This is a genomic window from Novosphingobium indicum, assembly GCF_014645195.1.
Lineage (GTDB): Bacteria > Pseudomonadota > Alphaproteobacteria > Sphingomonadales > Sphingomonadaceae > Novosphingobium > Novosphingobium indicum.
The window spans coordinates 72,329-89,353 of record NZ_BMLK01000006.1; the positions used below are offsets into that span (position 1 = coordinate 72,329).

The following is a 17,025-nucleotide window of genomic DNA, read 5'->3' on the forward strand; positions in this document are numbered from 1 at the left end:
GGATTGCCTCCAATTGCAAGAGGGGAAAGGGACCGTTTCGCGACCGGCATTCCGCATGGCGCGAATTCATGACGCGCGGATGACGGTAATGGCGGGAGGGAACCGTTTCGGATTGCAGGGGTTTTTGCCATCCCGCCCGTGCTCCCTGTGGGCGCGGGTTGCCAGTCCCGGTTCAGGTCCCTAATGCCGCACCATTCTAACGATCACAGACGGACCCGTCGCTTGATCCTTTCACCTTTCGAATGGACCATCGCCAAGCGCTACATGCTTCCCGGCAAGGGGGAGCGCTTTATTGCGCTTGTCGCCGGCATCAGCCTTGTGGCGGTGATGCTCGGCGTATGGGCGCTGGTGATTGTCATGAGCGTTATGAACGGCTTTCGCGCAGAGCTGTTCGACAAGATCGTCGGGCTAAACGGCCACGCGATCATCCAGGCCTATGGCGGGCGACTCGATAACTGGCAGGACGTTTTGAAGGACGTGCGCGAGACGCCGGGCGTTACCCGCGCCTCGCCGCTGATCGAACAGCCGCTGCTCGCCAGCTTCAATGGCCGGGTCGAGGCCATTCTCGTGCGCGGCAATACGCAGCCGGACATTGACCGCCTGAAGGGCAAGGTGCAGGCCGGCAGTCTCGCCGCGCTGAAAGTGGGCGAGGACAACGTCGCCATCGGCTCTCAGCTTGCGCAGAATCTCGGCGCGCAGGTCGGCGATACGATCACGGTGATCAATCCGCAGGGGCGGTCCACGCCCTTCGGCACGGTACCGCGACAGATCGCCTACCGCATCGCCGCGATCTTCAAGGTGGGCGTCTACGACTACGACAGCGCTTTCGTGGTTATGCCGATTCCCAATGCGCAGACGCTGCTGCTGACGGGTGACACCATCGGCATGATCGAACTGACGACAACCAACCCGGACAAGGTGGGGCAAATCCTCGCGCCGCTTGAGCGCAAGCTGGCGGGCAGGGCGGTCATCAACGACTGGAAGACCATCAACGCCTCGCTGTTCGAGGCCTTGGCTGTCGAGCGGGTGGTGATGTTCGTGGTGCTGTCGATCATCGTGCTGGTTGCGGTGTTCAATATCCTTTCCTCGCTGATCATGCTGGTGCGCGCCAAGACGCGAGACATCGCCATCCTGCGAACCATGGGGGCGACGCGACGATCGCTGCTCAAGGTCTTCGTCACGACCGGCTTCTGCATCGGTGCGCTGGGGACGCTGCTGGGCCTCGTGCTGGGGCTGGTTTCGCTCTACTTCCGCCAGCCAATTGTCCACGGCGTCGAGCGCATGACCGGCCAGAACCTGTGGGACCCCTCGATCCGCTTCCTGACCGAGCTGCCCAGCCGGCCCGATCCGGTCGAGATCACGGTGATTTGCGTCATGGCGCTGGTCTTCAGTTTCCTCGCCACGCTCTATCCGGCCTTCAAGGCGGCGAGTACCGATCCCGTGCAGGTGCTGCGCTATGAGTGATCCCGCAAACGCCGTCGTCCGCCTGACCGATGTCACCCGCAGTTTTGCACAGGGCGGCGTCACTATCGACGTGCTGCGCGGCGTGAACCTCGCCGTGTCGCCGGGGGAAATCGTTGCGCTGCTGGGCCCATCGGGATCGGGCAAGTCGACCATGCTTCAGGCCATCGGTCTGCTGGAAGGTGGCTTCGGCGGGAAAATCGAGATCGCCGGGATCGATGCCAGCAAGCTGGGCAAGGACCAGCGCGCGGCGGTGCGGCGCGATCACATCGGTTTCGTCTACCAGTTTCACCACCTGCTGCCGGACTTCAATGCCATCGAGAACGTGGTACTGCCGCAGCTGATCACCGGGAAACCGCGCACCGAATGCGAGGAGCGGGCCAAGGAATTGCTGACCGCGCTCGGTCTCGGGCAGCGGCTGGAGCATCGGCCCAGCAAGCTGTCGGGCGGCGAACAGCAGCGCGTCGCGGTCGCCCGCGCGCTGGCAAACCGGCCGCGGCTGGTGCTCGCGGACGAGCCGACCGGCAATCTCGATGAAGCGACGGCCGACGTCGTGCTGCGGCAGTTCCTTTCGCTCGTGCGCGAGGAGGGCAGCGCGGCGCTGATCGCGACGCACAACGAAAGATTGGCAGCGCAAATGGATCGCGTCGTCCGCTTGCACGATGGTGTGCTGACATAGACATTTTAAGGCTGGAATTGCGTTGATTTTGCGGTTTCCAGTCTCCAAATCGCTATTCAAGTATTGAACGAAAGGACCCGGCGATGAGCGACACCCCGTCCACAATCCAGAACGAGGACGGCGCCCCCAAGGGCTTCGGCTGGAACGATTCGGCTGAACTGCACAAGTGCGAGGACGGTGGCGGCCTGTTTCACCGCTTCAAGACGATCCGTCGCGGCACGATGGCGGAACTGATCCATTTCGTGATGGATCTGCCCGAAGAGAAGCGTCAGGACTACGCGATCCAGAAGGACGGCGACCGGACCTTCAAGATCGGCGAGATCCGCAGCCTCTATCGTCGTTCGGACTTCCCGACCGGGCAGGTCTGATCGGGGCTTTGACCGCGATGACCACCATCGCCGACTTTGCCGCCACGCTTCCCAACGGGGAGAAGGTGAGCCTGGCGGACAGGCTCGGCAAGGTCGTGCTGGTGGTCAACACCGCCAGCAAGTGCGGCTTCACCCCTCAGTACGAGGGGCTGGAGGCGCTGTGGCGCAAATATGGCGACCGCGGCTTCGAAGTGATCGCCTTTCCCTGCAACCAGTTCGGCAAGCAGGAACCGGGTGGCGCGGACGAGATCGCGAGCTTTTGCGACGTGAATTTCGGCCTGTCGTTTCCGCTGATGGGCAAGATCGACGTCAACGGCGCCGATGCCGATCCGCTTTACGACTGGCTGAAGGCCGAAGCACCCGGCGTGTTCGGCAGCAAGGGGATCAAGTGGAACTTCACCAAGTTCCTGATCGGGCGCGACGGCAAGGTCGTGCGCCGCTATGCCCCGACCGACAAGCCAGCAAGCCTCGAGAAGGACATCGAAGCCCTTCTCTGAGGCTCACGCGTCCCCTGGTCAGTCGACCAGGTTTTCCAGATCGTCAGGGTCGATGGCGCTCACGGCGGCCTTGAGTTCCTCGATGCTGTTGGCCGATCCGTCTGCTTCCACCAGGAACCGATCGTCCACCATGCGGCCGAACTTACCGCGCTCGGTCCGCGTGTTCCAGGCTTCGGTCTGCATCTGTCCGTTTACCGTGCCGGTCTTCTCGTAGCTGTCTTCGTCTTCCTTGGACTGCTCGATGCCCATAGCCGATCCCATGGCGGCAATCGCGCCCATGCCGTGGAAGTCGGCGATGCGCAGGGTGAAGGACTTGGCACCGGCGGTATATTCCGCCTGCGCGGAGGCGCCCATGCTGCCCGCACCGAACGTCTCCATGGACGTGCGGGTGTAGGGGCCGATCGATTCGGGCATCAATTCCTTGAGCGAGCCCACCGGCACGGCCTTGGTCTTGCCGCTGGCGGCATCCTCCATCCGTTTGCCCATCTTCTCGATCTCGCCGGTATCGATGCTCCCGACGCCGGGTACAGAGATGGTGCCCGATGAGCTCGATTCGTCCGAGGAGAACAGTGCCGGCCCGGCGAAGATGCCGACCACGGATGCCGTCACGGCCGAGGCGATGAAACCGAGAACGATCGCGCAGACCACGGTGACGGCTGTGTAGCCGAGTACCTTGTCCGCCGGCACTTTCATCAGTTCGGGCGCGCCCACGTAAAAAAGGTAAAGGCTGTAGAGCCCGACGATGCCGAGAATGGACAGCGCGGGCAGCAGGCTGAATATTCCCGCGAGCCAGCCCGCCGTCATGCTGTAGGCAACCAGCTTGAACGATCCGGTCTTGTCCTCGACGCCCGAGAACTTGGGGGCGAGCATGTTGGCGATCCAGGCGATGATGAACACGCTGATGATCGCCATGATGTAACTGATGATGGCAGAGGTCAGGCCGCTCATCAGTCCGGGGCGGAACCGCACGAACAGTGCGCCGTATCCGAACAGTTGTCCGCCGATAAAACTGGCTACCGGACCAATTGCAGCCAACGGCAGGACGTAGCCTTTCAGAATGCTGCCAGTCGTTTCCTTCTCAGCGGCAATCACAGGCCATTCGCTTTTCGGGGTGAGGATGATCGCCTTGGCGCGTTCAACCAGTGATTTGCCCCCCGTATTCGTGCCGGAATCCATGGATTGCCCTCCTCAATTGTGTGCCCAGCCGGAGGGAAACACATCGATGGTCAAATGCAAAGCCATGGAATCGTTGTCGCCGAAAGTATGAAGGACATTTTCATGTCTTCGTTACCCCCGGCCTTTTGCCTCTTCGGGCTTGATCGCGGGCGAGGCAGGCGCATAGATTTCGGGGATGCCGTTCGCTCCTTTCGTTCCGCTTCGCATCTTCTCCAGCTTCACCATGCTCGACGGTGCGATCGATCCGAAAGCGGCTGCCAAGCTGGCCAAGGCGCGCAACTTTCCCGCTGCCGCCATCTGCGACCGCAACGGCCTCTACGGCGCCCCTACTTTCGCGCAGGCCTGCATGGACGCGGGGGTCCAGCCCATCGTCGGGACCTATCTGGCCGTTGCCCGGCCCGGTACCGCCGTGCAGGGGCAGGACTTCCCGATCGACTGGCTCGCGCTCTTCGCGCAGAACGAGCAGGGCTGGCTTAACCTGTGCCGCCATGTCAGCCGCGCTCACCTCGACCGCCCGCTGGAACTCGATCCGCACGTCGAGCTGGAAACGCTGCGCGGCTATACCGATGGCCTGATCTGCCTCACCGGCGGCAACGAGGGGGCGCTGGCCCGGCTCTATGCTGACCGCAAGGGCGAAGCGGCAGAACGGTATTGCGATGAACTGGAGGCGCTGTTCGGAGACCGCCTCTATATCGAGATTACCCGCACCGGCGAGCCCGAGGAAGACGCCAGCGAGGAAGACCTGATCACGCTCGCCTATGCGCGCGACATTCCGCTGGTGGCCTCCAACCCGGCGCAGTTTGCCGAAAAGACCTTCCACGCCGCGCACGACGCCATGCTCTGTATTGCGCATTCGACGCAGGTCGATGCGGAGGAGCGTCCGCGATCTTCCTCTGAACGCTGGGTCAAGCCGATCGAAGACATGGAGGAGCTGTTCTCCGACCTGCCCGAGGCAATGGCGAACACGCTCGTCGTCGCCCAGCGCTGCGCCTACGCGCCGCCCAAGCGCAAGCCGCTGCTCCCTAGCCTTGCCGGTGATATCGAGGGTGAGCAGCGCATGCTCGTGGACGATGCGCGCGCTGGCCTCGCCCGGCGGCTCGTGCCCTACTGGCCGGACGTTACCGAAGCCGAACTCGATGCCGTGCTCGCGCTCGATGATGCGGATCGCAAAGCCGCTTACGAAAGCACGCTGCAGGAAAAGGGTGTCACCGAGGACTTCCTCGATTATGCCAAGCGTCTCGATTTCGAGACGAAAATCATCATCGGCATGGGCTTTCCCGGCTACTTCCTGATCGTTGCCGACTTCATCAAGTGGGCAAAGGACAACGGCATTCCGGTGGGGCCGGGCCGTGGTTCGGGTGCAGGCTCGCTGGTCGCCTGGGCGCTGACGATCACCGACCTCGATCCGTTGCAGCTGAACCTGCTGTTCGAACGCTTCCTCAATCCGGAACGCGTCTCGATGCCGGACTTCGATATCGACTTCTGCGAAACCCGGCGCGGCGAAGTGATCCGTTACGTTCAGCGCAAGTACGGCAATGACCACGTCGCGCAGATCATCACCTTCGGCAAGATGAAGGCCCGCGCCGTGCTGCGCGACTGCGGCCGCATCCTGCAGATGGGCTACGGCCGCGTCGACGGCCTGTGCAAGATGGTCCCGAACCATCCCACCGATCCGTGGAACCTCACCGAAGCGCTGCACGGCCGCAAGGCGCACGGCGTGACCAAGGACCCGCCGGTCGCCGAATTCCGCCGCGAATACGATCACGATCCCGAAGTGCGGCGCTTGGTCGACCTTGCCGTCCAGCTCGAGGGTCTGCCGCGCAACTCCTCAACCCATGCGGCCGGCGTCGTCATCGGCGACCGCCCGCTGGCGGAACTGGTGCCGCTCTACCGCGACCCGCGGTCGGACATGCCGGTGACGCAGTTCGACATGAAGTCGGTGGAGGACACGGGCCTCGTCAAGTTCGACTTCCTCGGCCTCAAGACACTCTCGGTGCTGCGCAAGGCCACCGATCTGCTCGAGCGGCGCGGCATCACCATCGATCTTTCCGCGCTCAAGTGGGACGATCCCGGCGTCTACGAATTGCTCAAGCGCGGCGACACCGTCGGCGTGTTCCAGCTGGAGTCGGAAGGCATGCGCCGCACGCTGGCGGCCGTGAAGCCGACCAACTTCGGCGACATCATTGCGCTCGTCTCGCTCTACCGTCCGGGCCCGATGGACAACATCCCGCTGTTCGGCCGCCGCAAGAACGGGCTGGAGGAGATCCTCTACCCGCACGAAAAGCTCGAGCCGATCCTCTCCGAGACTTACGGCATCTTCGTCTACCAGGAACAGGTCATGCAGGCCGCGCAGGTCCTGGCGGGCTACTCGCTCGGCGGGGCCGACATGCTGCGCCGCGCGATGGGCAAGAAGAAGAAGGAGGAGATGGACAAGCAGCGCGAGATCTTCGTGAAGGGCTGCAAGGAAAACTCCGACATCGATGCCCCCAAGGCCAATGAACTGTTCGACTTGATCGACAAGTTCGCGGGCTACGGTTTCAACAAGTCGCACGCCGCCGCCTACGCGCTGCTGGCCTATCACACCGCCTGGCTCAAGGCGCATTATCCGCACGAATTCTACGCCGCTTCGATGTGCTTCGACATGCACCAGTCGGAAAAGCTGGCGATCTTCGTCGACGACGCGCGGCGCAACGGCATCGAACTGGCCGCGCCCGACATCAACCGCTCCGAAGCCGAGTTCACGGTCGAGGAAACGACCGAGAGCTATGCGGTGCGTTACGCGCTCGCCGGGCTCCGCAATGTCGGCGAAAAGGCCATGGAGATGATGGTTGCCGAGCGCGAGGCGAACGGCAAGTTCGCCGACCTCGACGACGTGTTCCGCCGCGCCCCCGCCGGCTCGATGAACCGCCGCCAGCTGGAAAGCCTTGCCGCCGCCGGCGCTTTCGACAGTCTGGAGCCGAACCGGGCCAAAGTGCTGGCAAACGCCGATACGCTGCTGGCCGAGGCAGACCGCTCCTCGCGCGAACGGGCGAGCGATCAGGTTGGCCTGTTTGGCGGCGACGATCATGCCGAGCAGGGGCTGCGTCTTGTCGATGCCGAACCGTGGAGCCGCATGGACCAGATGGCGAAGGAGCGCGAGGTTTTCGGCTTCTACTTCGCTGCCCATCCGGTCGAGCAGTTCCGCCATGTCGCCTCGTCCAACGGCGCGCGCACCTACACCAGTCTGATGGCCGGTGGGGCCGGTGGCGGGCGTACCGGCGCGGTGATGGCGGCCATGGTGGAGAACGTCCAGAAGCGAAAGACTCGCAAGGGCAAGGACTTCGTGATGGCCGATTTCTCCGATTCCACCGGCAATTTCTCGGCTTCCTGCTTCGAGGAAAGCCTGGTCGAGAACTTCGTGAAGTGGGCCAGGGAAAGCGCCTGCGTCCTGCTCAACGTCGAACTCGACAGCCCGAGCCCGGACGAACCCCCGCGCGTTACCGTACGCGGGGCGCGGCCGCTTGCCGAAGTCACGGCCAGCGCGCGGATGTTGCTCAAGCTCGAAATCGACCGGGTCGAGGCGGTGCAGGAACTGGCCTTGCTGCTCAGGCCGGGGACGTCGGGTGCGGGCGAGATTATCGCGACCTTGAACCTCGATGGCGGCCGCAAGCAACTGGTGCGGCTGGGCCGCGACTTCGCGCTCGATGGCGAGTTCGTGGAGCAGTTGGCCAATGTGGACGGGCTGACGATCGGCGAGTTCAAGGCCAAGCGCGGGCCCGAGCGGATGCAGCGGGCGGCCTAGCGCCGGTCCCGTTGCCATCGCCGGCACGTGTTTTGTCGCATGGCGACAATCCAACCGAATGGTCGGATTTTACAATCCAACCCTATCTGATAGCTCTATAAGTTCATAAGTGAACACAAGGCGCCGACCCGGTTGAGGAGAGGCTCACATGCTTGGGACGATGCAGGATTGGGAACTGCGCGTATCCGCGCTGATCGATTACGCTGCGCGCGAGCACGCGACGCGCGAGATCGTCACTCACTGGGCAGACGGCACCCGAACCCGCACCAACTGGGCCACCGTGCGCAGCGATGCCCTGAAGATGGTGCAGGCCTTGCGCCGTCTCGATATCTATCCCGGAGACCGCATTGCGACGCTGGGCATGAACCATGCCCGGCATCTCGTTTCGTGGTTCGGCGCCACAGGCGCGGGGTGTGTTCTGCACACCGTCAATCCGCGGCTTTTCGACGACCAGCTCGACTATATCATCAATCATGCGCGCGACCGGGTGCTGCTCTACGATGCGGCTTTCCAGCCGCTCGTGGACCGGATGAAAAGCCGCTGGCCGACTATCGAGCACTATATCTGTTTCGACTCCGCCGATCACGCGCCCGCCTTTGAGGACTGGATCGGCTCCGAGGATGGCGCGGCCATCTGGAGCCCCGGCGAAGAGCGTCAAAACTGCATGCTGTGCTACACCAGCGGCACCACCGGGCATCCCAAGGCCGTGCTCTACACGCACCGTTCGAACGTACTGCACACGCTGGCGACGATCGCGCCGGCATGCCTGGCCGTGGAGCCGCGTTCCTGCGTGCTGCCCATCGTGCCCATGTTCCATGCCAACAACTGGGGCCTGCCTTGGTCCAGCGCGGCGACCGGCGCGAAGATGGTCTATAGCCAGGTCAACGATCCGGCGGTGCTGTGCGATCTGATGACGTCCGAGGGTGTAAGCCACGTCGGCGGGGTGCCCACGGTGTGGTTCTCGCTGTTCCAGCATCTGGATGACGCGGGGCAGGATATGCCGCCGATCAAGGTGGCGCTGTCGGGAGGATCGGCGGTGCCTGCCAGCGTGGTAGCGCGGCTGATGCGGGCGGGCGTCCGGGTCATGCAGGCCTGGGGCATGACCGAGACCTCCCCTATCGCCACAGTGACCTGGGAGCCGCCTGAGTGGGACGATATGAGTTTCGACGAGCAGGTCGCCTACAAGAGCACGCAGGGCCGGGGCATCTGCGGCAGCGAAGTGCGTATCGTCTCGCTCGACGACAATACCCGGAAATTGCCGCGCGACGGCGTGACGTCCGGCGCGCTACAGGTTCGCGGCCCGTGGACAGTGCGGCGTTACTTCGGCGATAACGAGGATGCCGTCGGGGCAGGGCAGTGGTTCGACACCGGCGATGTCGCGACCATTTCACCCGACGGCGTGCTCAAACTCACCGACCGGACCAAGGATGTCATCAAGTCCGGCGGCGAGTGGATCAGTTCGGTCGAGCTGGAAAACGCAGCGGTCAGCCATCCTGACGTGCTGGAGGCGGCCGCCATCGGTGTATCGCACCCGCGCTGGGGCGAGAGGCCGATCCTGATCGTGGTTAAACGTCCGGGATCGGCGGTCTCTCAGAAAATCCTGTGCGAGTTCATGTCTTCACGCGTGGCGAAATGGTCCTTGCCCGACGCCGTGGAGTTCGTGGCGAGCATTCCGCACACGGGAACGGGCAAGATCAGCAAGAAGGACCTGCGGGCCCAGTATCAAGACTACCGCCTTCCCGAATAGCGCGATCAGTCGGGATTGACCTTCTTGGCAGCGCTCTGCGCGGCATCGCCGACCTTGGACGCGGCATTCCCGACATCGCTGGCCGCCTGCGCGATGGCATTGTTCTTTGCGTCCTCGCTCGAAGATTGCATGCCGAACACATACATCGCGCCGATCACGACTGCGAGCAGCAGCACGGCCATGATGATGCCCATGCCGCTGCCACGGGACTTTTCCTTGATGACGGTGGTGTGGGTGATCGTCGGCGGTTCGGCCGGGCTATCGGTTTTTACGGTTTCTTCCGCCATGAGCAGGGTTCCTGTTGAATGTGATGGTTGGCGAATGAAACGCGCTTTGACCGTTTCGGTTTCCGAAGGCCCTGTGCCTCCTGGCCGTCGAGGTCAACGATCGCGGTATTCCGGCGCCCGTTTTTCACGGAACGCGGCCACGCCTTCGGCAAAGTCTTCGCTCATCAGCATCATCACCTGCTGCCGGTCTTCCACGGCCATCGCATCGGAGAGCGAGCGCGCATCGAGGTTACGGTTGAGCGCATCCTTGGTGAGGCGCAGGCCCATGGGGGCGTTGGCGACCATCTCGCCCGCGAGTTCGAGCCCCTTGTCGAGCAGCTCTTCGACCGGAACCACTTCGCTGAGCAGGCCGCACGAGAGCGCCTTGTCCGCCGCCATGAAGCGCCCGGTGAGGATGTACTCCGATGCGACCGAGGCGCCGACAAGCCGCGGCAGGAAGTAGCTGCAGCCCAGGTCGCAGCCGCCAAGACCGACCTTGATGTAAGCGGCATTCATCTTGAGGTTGGGCGCGCCGTAGCGCACGTCGCAGGCAAGCAGCATCGAGAAACCCGCGCCGCAGGCCGCGCCGTGGCCGAGGCCGATGATCGGCTGCGGGCAGGCGCGCATCAGTTCGAGCAGGCCGGCGATGGCGCGCTGCAGCCGCCAGTAGTGCTGCAACTCGCCGCGCGATCCGTCGTTCTCCCAGCCCGCGAGATCGAGCCCGGCGCAGAACGCCCGGCCTTCCGCGCGCAGGACCACGACGCGCACGTCCAGCCTCTCGGCCAGTCCGGCGAAGTAGTCGCGCAACGCGAAGGTCAGCGGCTCGTCCAGCGTATTGAGCGCATCGGGACGGTCGAGCGAGAGGATCTCGATCGCCCCGCGCCGTTCGATGTGGATCGGGCCTTCGCTCGTGGGGCTGCCTGTCACCTCGCTCTCCTCCTTGCACTGCCTCAGGTTCAGGCTTGCCATAGAGGGCGCAGGGCCGACGTGCCAATCACGGTGCGGCAATCGCGTTTGACGCTGGGGTGGGGCAAATCGTGGGAGGCGGGCGGCTACCGAGATAGTCATCCCGGCGAAGGCTGGGATTGTTGGCCTCTTAACGAGATGCTCGAAGAGGTCACTCCAGCCCGGACCGCTCTGTTCCACAAGCCGCATTTTCCGGCAACACGCCGATCCTGTTCCCCCGTTCTGCATCATTACGGCGTGAGGTTAGGTGGTGGTGATAGCGATGCCAGCCTGCGTTGGCATGACGTCAAATTCTGAATGCCAGTAATGTCGGAGCGCCCGGAAAGTTGGCCTTTCAGCATTACCTGCACTTTTCCGTGACCGCACTTGGGACTGGGATCAGCCAAACCCTAAAGCAGCGATAACTGCCCATCGAGCGACGGCTTGCGGAACCGCGAGCAGTCCAGTTCGATATCCGGTCCTCCCATGCCATAACGCTTCGCCGCGACGCGGAACCGGCGGCGGAAGAGGTCGGCCCAGACGCCGTTGGGCTTCATGCGGGTGAAGAAGTCGGGATCGTTGTCGCGCCCGTCGCGCATCGAGCGGATGGTGGCCATGACTTTGCCCGCGCGGTCGGGAAAGTGGGTGTCGAGCCATTCGCGGAACAGCGGCGCCACTTCCTGCGGCAGGCGGATCATGATCCACATGGCGGAATCGATGCCCACCGCCGATGCCTCGGCGAGGATGCCTTCGAGAAAGCTATCGGTGATCGCAGGGATGACCGGTGCGACCGACACGTGCGCCGGAACGCCCGCCTCGACCAGCCGCCCCAGCGCCGCGATCCGCTTGGCGGGCGCCGCCGCGCGCGGTTCGAGCAGGCGCGAGAGGTGCGGATCGAGGCTCGTTACCGAAATGCCCACTGCGATCAGCCGGTGGCGTGCCAGTTCGGCGAGTAGGTCGAGATCGTGCAGCACCCGGTCCGACTTGGTGGTGATCGTCACCGGATGGCGCGTTTCAAGGCACAGCTCGAGGACTTGCCGGGTGATCCGGTAGCGCCCCTCGATCGGCTGATACGGGTCGGTGTTGGTGCCCATGGCGATGGGGGCAGGGCGGTATCCCGGCTTGGCCAGTGTCTTGCGCAGCAGGTCTGCCGCCTCGGGCTTGGCGAAGAGCCGCGTTTCGAAATCGAGCCCCGGCGAGAGATCGTGATAGGCGTGCGTGGGCCGGGCGAAGCAGTAGATGCAGCCGTGCTCGCAGCCGCGATAGGCATTCACCGAGCGGTCGAAAGGCACATCGGGTGACTTGTTGAACGACAGGATCGAGCGCGGGTGTTCTTCGGTCACCGTCGTGGCGGGGTGGCGGGGCGGTCCGTCGATGGCCTCGGCAGCGTCCAGCCAGTCCCCGTCGCTTTCGCGCGCGGGCAGGTTGAAGCGCGCACTCGCCGCTCCGCTCACAGCGCCTCTGCCCTTGATTGCAACCATGCTGAATTAGAACATATAAAGAACATTCAGTCAAATGCGGGCAGGACTATGCGTGTGCGGTCATGCCGGCTTCGGTTGATCTTCGCAGGCGCGGCACGTAGGTCTGGGCCAAAGGGGACGATCATGGCGAGTGCAACGCGCAGGGTGGGGGCCGAGACGTCCGCCACCCGGGCGCTTATCATCGAGGCGACGGCGCAGCTTATCCGTGAGCAAGGCTATGCCGCGATCAGCTCGCGGCGTGTGGCCGCGCGGGCGGGGCTCAAGCCGTCGCTTGTGCACTACTACTTCCCCACGACCGACGATCTGCTTGTCGAGGTTTCGCGTCACGGCGCGGACGAGAGCGACCGGATGATCGAGGAGGCACTGGCTTCGGACGATCCGCTGCGCGCCTTGTGGGACTTCTTCATGGACACCAGCCGCACCGCGATGGCGCTGGAATTCATGGCCATGGCCAACCACCGCGAGGCAGTGCGCAAGCACATGGCCGAGCACAGCGAGGCGATGCGCAGGCGGCAGACGGAAATCCTCAAGCACATCCTGGGTGACCGGATCGCGCGGCTGGACGGGTTCGATCCCGCCGGGCTCAGCTTGGTGCTCGCCGGGATCGGCCGCGCCATCGTTATGGAAGAGGGGCTGGGCGTGAAGACCGGCCACGAGGAAGCCCGCAGGGTCGTGGAGACCTGGCTGGAGAAACTTGCGCCAGATCAAAGCTAACGCACCCCGAAGCGAGTCATGAACGCCCATGAAGGGGCTGAACTGGTGTTCAGCACGCAGCCCCGCAGACGATATGGGAGTTCCTGCCGTGGCCGAAGTTATTGATAAGACCCGCCTGAAGTTCGAGCGCATCAAGCCCAAGGTGGGCGCGCGCATCCTCAACTCGAAGGAAGAGATTCTTTCCGGCGATCTGTCGGGCGAGATCCGCGACCTGCTCGAGGAAGTGGGTGTGCTCGTTTTCCCGAAGATCGACTTCACCGACGAGGAGCAGGTCAAGTTCACCAATTCGGTCGGCGGCAACGCTGAGGAAGTCCGCGGCGAACAGGTGTTCAAGATCTCGCTCGACAAGAACGTGAACAAGGAAGCGGTCGAGTACCTCAAGGGTTCGCTGTTCTGGCACGTTGACGGCACGATGAACCGCATTCCGATCCGCGGCTCGGTGCTTTCGAGCAAGGTCCTGCCGACCTGGGGCGGCAACACCGAATTCGCCAACTGCTACACCGCCTATGAGGACCTGCCGCAGGAAACGAAGGACAAGATCGACGATCTGCGCGTGGTCCACTCGATGTGGAATTCGCAGCTCTACCATTGCCCCGAACCGACGCTCGCCCAGCTCGAAGACTGGATGAACAAGGGTGAGGACGGCACTGGCGAGCGCGAACTGCCGCTGGTCTACAAGCACGCCTCGGGCCGCAAGTCGCTGATCCTCGGCAACACCGCAGAGCGCGTCGTCGACATGTCGAGCCAGGAAAGCGCGAAGCTGCTGCACGGTCTGCGCGAGCATGCCACCAGCGAGCCTTATCATTACGCGCACGAATGGAACCTGGGCGATGCGGTCATGTGGGACAACACCGGCACGCTGCACCGCGCCATGGCCTATGATCCGGATTGCGGCCGCCTGCTGCACCGCACGATCATCAAGGGTGAAAGCTGGGGCTGACCGGCCGCACTGACTGAACAGGGGGCTCTTCCAACCGTCTGGCCCGCTTGCAGGCGAGGCGCCCCCCCGATGGCCGCCGCAGCGATAAGTTGCGGCGGCCATACTCATTTCAGGCTATCGCACTTATATAAGCATAAACCGTCTGATCGGATTTGTGCCGGTAGGTTGTGTCATTCGTGGCACAAGCGGCTCGGCCGATCACGCTGATCGTTACGGACCACTTGACCCGCGGCCCATGTTCGCGGACACTTGGAAACATAGTTCTCGCCCCTGAATCCCGGAGTATTTGCCATGTCGGTTGCTACCCAGACCAAGCTTCGCACCGAACACATCAAGCCCAAAATCGGCAGCCGTATTCTCAACAGCAAGGAAGAGCTGCTCTCCGGCGATCTCGCCGACGAAATCCGTGAGGAGTTCGAAGCGCGCGGCGTCATCGTGATCCCGGGCATCCACTTCACCGAAGACGAGCAGATCACCTTCACCAAGACTCTGGGGCAGTACGCGTCCGAGAACCCGGATGGTTCGGTGAGCAAGATCACGCTCGACGTGAAGGAAAACCCGTCGGCGGCCGAATACCTCAAGGGTTCGCTCTACTGGCACATCGACGGCACGCGCAACGAGGTGCCGATCCTGGCCTCGCTGCTCTCGTGCAAGGTGCCGAGCCCCAAGGGCACCGGCAACACCGGTTTCTCGAATACCTACGCTGCCTATGAGGCGCTCAGCGACGCCGACAAGGCGAAGTACGACGACATGAAGGTGCTTCACGCGCCGTGGGCATCGCTGTTCTACTACGAGCCCGAGCCGCCGCTGGCCAAGATCAAGGGCATGCAGGCGATCGGCGAAAAGGTGCTGCCGCTGGTGTGGGAGCACAAGTCGGGCCGCAAGTCGCTGGTCCTGGGTTGCACCGCGCACCACGTGCTCGACGTCGATCACATGGAAAGCGCCCAGATCATCCATGGTCTGCGGGAATGGGCGACCGGCCCCGACTTTACCTACAGCCACGAATGGGAACCGGGCGATCTGGTGATGTGGGACAACACCGGTACGATGCACCGCGCCGAGTGGTATGATCCCAACTGCGGCCGCATGATGCTGCGCACCAAGCTCGAGGGTGAGGAGCCCTGGACGCTCTGATCCGCCGCTTCAGGCTGACACAGAAAGGCCCGCCCTTCCTTGGAAGCGGCGGGCTTTTTGTTATGCTCGGTGCCCTGCGGCCTGAAGAACGCGGCCTTGCACACAGTCGAAACGAGGAGAAGACCCCTGCCCAAGAGGCTGAAATCGCTGGCCGCTCTTGTCTCGCTCATGCTCGCCGCGCTGGCTTTGCCGGCAGGTCACGCAGCGGCACAGGAGAGCGCCGGAAACGGGCAGGGCGGCATGGTCGTGGCAACCCGTGAGGCCCCGCCATTCGCCATGAAGGGCGAGGACGGCGAATGGCACGGCATTGCTATCGACCTGTGGCGCAACATCGCTGCCCAGCGCGGGTTCGACTATCGTTTCGCCGAAACCGATCTCGATTCGATGATCGATGGCGTCGCCGATGGCCGCTACGATGCCAGCGTCGGCGCGCTGACGATCACTGCCGACCGTGAGGAAAAGGTCGATTTCACGCAGCCTTTCTACACCACCGGTTTCGGCATTGCCGTGCGCAAGTCGCCCACGGTTTGGCTCTCGCTGGTGCAGAACTTCTTCACCTGGGGATTCTTCAAGGCGGTACTGGCGCTCTCGGCCTTGCTGCTGCTGGTCGGCTTCCTGTTCTGGCTCGCCGAGCGCAAGCACAATACCGAGGAATTCGCCGACGGCCCGAGGGGCATCTTTTCCGGTTTCTGGTTCTCGGCCGTGACGATGACGACAGTCGGCTATGGCGACAAGGCACCGCGCACCGTTCCGGGCAAGCTGATCGCGCTGGTGTGGATGTTCACGGCGATCATCATCATTTCCACCTTCACCGGCATGATCGCCTCCTCGCTGACGGCGGGACGGTTGGCGGGGGCTATCGCGGGCCCGGACGATCTCGACAGCGTGACCGTCGGTTCGATCAGCGACACGGCGACCGATGACTGGCTCAGGCGCGAGCGCATCGCCTTTTCCGGCTATCCCTCGGTGGAAGCGGGGCTCACGGCCCTGCATGACGGTGAGATCGACGCCTTCGTCTATGACGCGCCGCTGCTGCGCTATCTTGTGCGGAAGGGCGATGCGAAGGACCTGCGGCTGCTGCCCGGCACCTTCGGGCGGCAGGACTACGGAATTGCGCTCAAGCAGGGCAGTGAGATGCGAGAGTCGATCGACATCGCGCTCCTGCGCCAGATTCGCAGCAGCGAATGGCACGAAGGCATCGCCCAGACCCTCGGCCAGCGCGACTAGAGTTGCTCCTCCAGGCCCGGGTATTCCGGAATGCCGGGGCCGGGCGGTGTTGCGTGGGGCCCAGGCGACGGGCGGTGCTGAAGCCGAGGAACCGCAGCTAATCTAGATCGGTTCTGCCTTGTATGGGGCTCTGCTAATAAAGCGCGAGCCCGGCAATCAGAGACGCAGGAGATTTCGATGGCCTACTATATCGCGACCACTCTGGACCTTCCGATCGACGAAGCGGCCGAGCGCGTGGAGGCGGCCCTTTCGCAGGAGGGCTTCGGCGTTCTGACCCGGATCGATATTGCGAAGACGCTCAAGGAAAAGATCGGCGAGACCGTGCATCCCTACCGGATTCTGGGGGCCTGCAATCCCAAACTGGCCTTCGAGGCGCTGCAGGCCGAGGACAAGGTCGGGACGATGCTGCCGTGCAATGTCGTCGTGCAGGAAACCGCGCCGGGACGCAGCGAGGTGGCGGCAATCGACCCGGTCGCCTCGATGCAGGCCATCGACAACCCGACCCTGCAGGCCGCCGCCGAGCAGGTCCGCGAGAAGCTGGCGGCCGTAATTGCCTCGCTGGGTGGCACGCAGACCGACCGATCCTGATCCTAAGGCGGCCGTAAGGGC

15 protein-coding genes are annotated in these 17,025 nt (G+C 63.5%); 11 read left to right on the forward strand and 4 right to left on the reverse strand.

All coding sequences use genetic code 11. The features are described from left to right. The first annotated feature begins 222 nt into the window (after positions 1 to 222). The 4 genes from IEX64_RS07490 (at position 223) to IEX64_RS07505 (ending at position 3,005) form a co-directional block, all read left to right on the forward strand. Positions 223 to 1,464 (forward strand): lipoprotein-releasing ABC transporter permease subunit, encoded by a 1,242-nt coding sequence (locus tag IEX64_RS07490; protein WP_188819037.1) that lies wholly within the window; start codon positions 223 to 225, stop codon positions 1,462 to 1,464. Then, entirely contained in the window at positions 1,457 to 2,140 is a 684-nt protein-coding gene (locus IEX64_RS07495; RefSeq protein WP_188819038.1) for an ABC transporter ATP-binding protein, read from the forward strand. Before IEX64_RS07490 ends, IEX64_RS07495 begins: the two co-directional genes overlap by 8 nt. A gap of 83 nt (positions 2,141 to 2,223) precedes the next feature. Continuing rightward, positions 2,224 to 2,508 (forward strand): hypothetical protein, encoded by a 285-nt coding sequence (locus tag IEX64_RS07500; RefSeq protein WP_188819039.1) that lies wholly within the window; start codon positions 2,224 to 2,226, stop codon positions 2,506 to 2,508. Between the two features lie 17 nt (positions 2,509 to 2,525). Further along, positions 2,526 to 3,005 (forward strand): glutathione peroxidase, encoded by a 480-nt coding sequence (locus IEX64_RS07505; RefSeq protein WP_188819040.1) that lies wholly within the window; start codon positions 2,526 to 2,528, stop codon positions 3,003 to 3,005. An 18-nt stretch (positions 3,006 to 3,023) separates the two neighbouring features. On the opposite strand, the gene IEX64_RS07510 is transcribed toward IEX64_RS07505, so the two are convergent. Beyond that, complete coding sequence (locus IEX64_RS07510; protein WP_188819041.1) at positions 3,024 to 4,181, reverse strand: Yip1 family protein; 1,158 nt, start codon at positions 4,179 to 4,181, stop codon at positions 3,024 to 3,026. 175 nt (positions 4,182 to 4,356) lie between these two features. On the opposite strand from IEX64_RS07510, the gene dnaE reads away from it, so the two are divergent. Next, entirely contained in the window at positions 4,357 to 7,962 is a 3,606-nt protein-coding gene (dnaE, locus tag IEX64_RS07515; RefSeq protein WP_188819042.1) for a DNA polymerase III subunit alpha, read from the forward strand. Between the two features lie 148 nt (positions 7,963 to 8,110). After that, on the forward strand, positions 8,111 to 9,709 hold the full coding sequence (locus IEX64_RS07520) for a long-chain fatty acid--CoA ligase (protein ID WP_188819043.1): 1,599 nt from the start codon (positions 8,111 to 8,113) through the stop codon (positions 9,707 to 9,709). 5 nt (positions 9,710 to 9,714) lie between these two features. Here the strand turns inward: IEX64_RS07520 and IEX64_RS07525 are convergent, their stop codons facing one another. The 3 genes from IEX64_RS07525 to IEX64_RS07535 all read right to left on the reverse strand — a co-directional run bounded on the left by IEX64_RS07525 (position 9,715) and on the right by IEX64_RS07535 (position 12,401). Continuing rightward, a complete protein-coding gene (locus IEX64_RS07525; protein ID WP_188819044.1) occupies positions 9,715 to 9,996 on the reverse strand; it encodes a hypothetical protein in 282 nt (93 codons plus the stop codon). Between the two features lie 93 nt (positions 9,997 to 10,089). After that, the gene (locus tag IEX64_RS07530) at positions 10,090 to 10,902 is read right to left on the reverse strand and encodes an enoyl-CoA hydratase/isomerase family protein (protein WP_229710139.1); all 813 of its coding nucleotides are present in this window, start codon (positions 10,900 to 10,902) and stop codon (positions 10,090 to 10,092) included. A gap of 428 nt (positions 10,903 to 11,330) precedes the next feature. Continuing rightward, positions 11,331 to 12,401 (reverse strand): PA0069 family radical SAM protein, encoded by a 1,071-nt coding sequence (locus tag IEX64_RS07535; RefSeq protein ID WP_188819046.1) that lies wholly within the window; start codon positions 12,399 to 12,401, stop codon positions 11,331 to 11,333. 123 nt (positions 12,402 to 12,524) lie between these two features. Between IEX64_RS07535 and IEX64_RS07540 the strand changes: the two genes are divergently transcribed. The 5 genes from IEX64_RS07540 to IEX64_RS07560 all read left to right on the forward strand — a co-directional run bounded on the left by IEX64_RS07540 (position 12,525) and on the right by IEX64_RS07560 (position 17,004). Beyond that, positions 12,525 to 13,115 (forward strand): TetR/AcrR family transcriptional regulator, encoded by a 591-nt coding sequence (locus IEX64_RS07540; RefSeq protein ID WP_188819047.1) that lies wholly within the window; start codon positions 12,525 to 12,527, stop codon positions 13,113 to 13,115. 88 nt (positions 13,116 to 13,203) lie between these two features. Then, positions 13,204 to 14,055 carry a TauD/TfdA dioxygenase family protein gene (locus tag IEX64_RS07545; protein ID WP_229710140.1) on the forward strand — a complete coding sequence of 284 codons (852 nt, stop codon included), beginning with the start codon at positions 13,204 to 13,206 and terminating at the stop codon, positions 14,053 to 14,055. Between the two features lie 291 nt (positions 14,056 to 14,346). Beyond that, entirely contained in the window at positions 14,347 to 15,189 is an 843-nt protein-coding gene (locus IEX64_RS07550; RefSeq protein ID WP_188819049.1) for a TauD/TfdA dioxygenase family protein, read from the forward strand. 96 nt (positions 15,190 to 15,285) lie between these two features. Next, positions 15,286 to 16,416: a transporter substrate-binding domain-containing protein gene (locus IEX64_RS07555; RefSeq protein WP_229710141.1), complete on the forward strand. Its 1,131-nt coding sequence runs from the start codon at positions 15,286 to 15,288 to the stop codon at positions 16,414 to 16,416. Between the two features lie 177 nt (positions 16,417 to 16,593). Continuing rightward, positions 16,594 to 17,004 (forward strand): DUF302 domain-containing protein, encoded by a 411-nt coding sequence (locus tag IEX64_RS07560; protein WP_188819050.1) that lies wholly within the window; start codon positions 16,594 to 16,596, stop codon positions 17,002 to 17,004. Positions 17,005 to 17,025: the final 21 nt, after the last annotated feature.

What these genes read in the sequence shown, in the direction of transcription:
- IEX64_RS07495 (WP_188819038.1), top strand. Translation starts at nt 1,457, where the DNA reads ATGAGTGATCCCGCAAACGCCGTCGTCCGCCTGACCGATGTCACCCGC.
- IEX64_RS07500 (WP_188819039.1), top strand. Translation starts at nt 2,224, where the DNA reads ATGAGCGACACCCCGTCCACAATCCAGAACGAGGACGGCGCCCCCAAG.
- IEX64_RS07505 (WP_188819040.1), top strand. Translation starts at nt 2,526, where the DNA reads ATGACCACCATCGCCGACTTTGCCGCCACGCTTCCCAACGGGGAGAAG.
- IEX64_RS07510 (WP_188819041.1), bottom strand. Translation starts at nt 4,181, where the DNA reads ATGGATTCCGGCACGAATACGGGGGGCAAATCACTGGTTGAACGCGCC.
- dnaE (WP_188819042.1), top strand. Translation starts at nt 4,357, where the DNA reads ATGCCGTTCGCTCCTTTCGTTCCGCTTCGCATCTTCTCCAGCTTCACC.
- IEX64_RS07520 (WP_188819043.1), top strand. Translation starts at nt 8,111, where the DNA reads ATGCTTGGGACGATGCAGGATTGGGAACTGCGCGTATCCGCGCTGATC.
- IEX64_RS07525 (WP_188819044.1), bottom strand. Translation starts at nt 9,996, where the DNA reads ATGGCGGAAGAAACCGTAAAAACCGATAGCCCGGCCGAACCGCCGACG.
- IEX64_RS07535 (WP_188819046.1), bottom strand. Translation starts at nt 12,401, where the DNA reads ATGGTTGCAATCAAGGGCAGAGGCGCTGTGAGCGGAGCGGCGAGTGCG.
- IEX64_RS07540 (WP_188819047.1), top strand. Translation starts at nt 12,525, where the DNA reads ATGGCGAGTGCAACGCGCAGGGTGGGGGCCGAGACGTCCGCCACCCGG.
- IEX64_RS07550 (WP_188819049.1), top strand. Translation starts at nt 14,347, where the DNA reads ATGTCGGTTGCTACCCAGACCAAGCTTCGCACCGAACACATCAAGCCC.
- IEX64_RS07560 (WP_188819050.1), top strand. Translation starts at nt 16,594, where the DNA reads ATGGCCTACTATATCGCGACCACTCTGGACCTTCCGATCGACGAAGCG.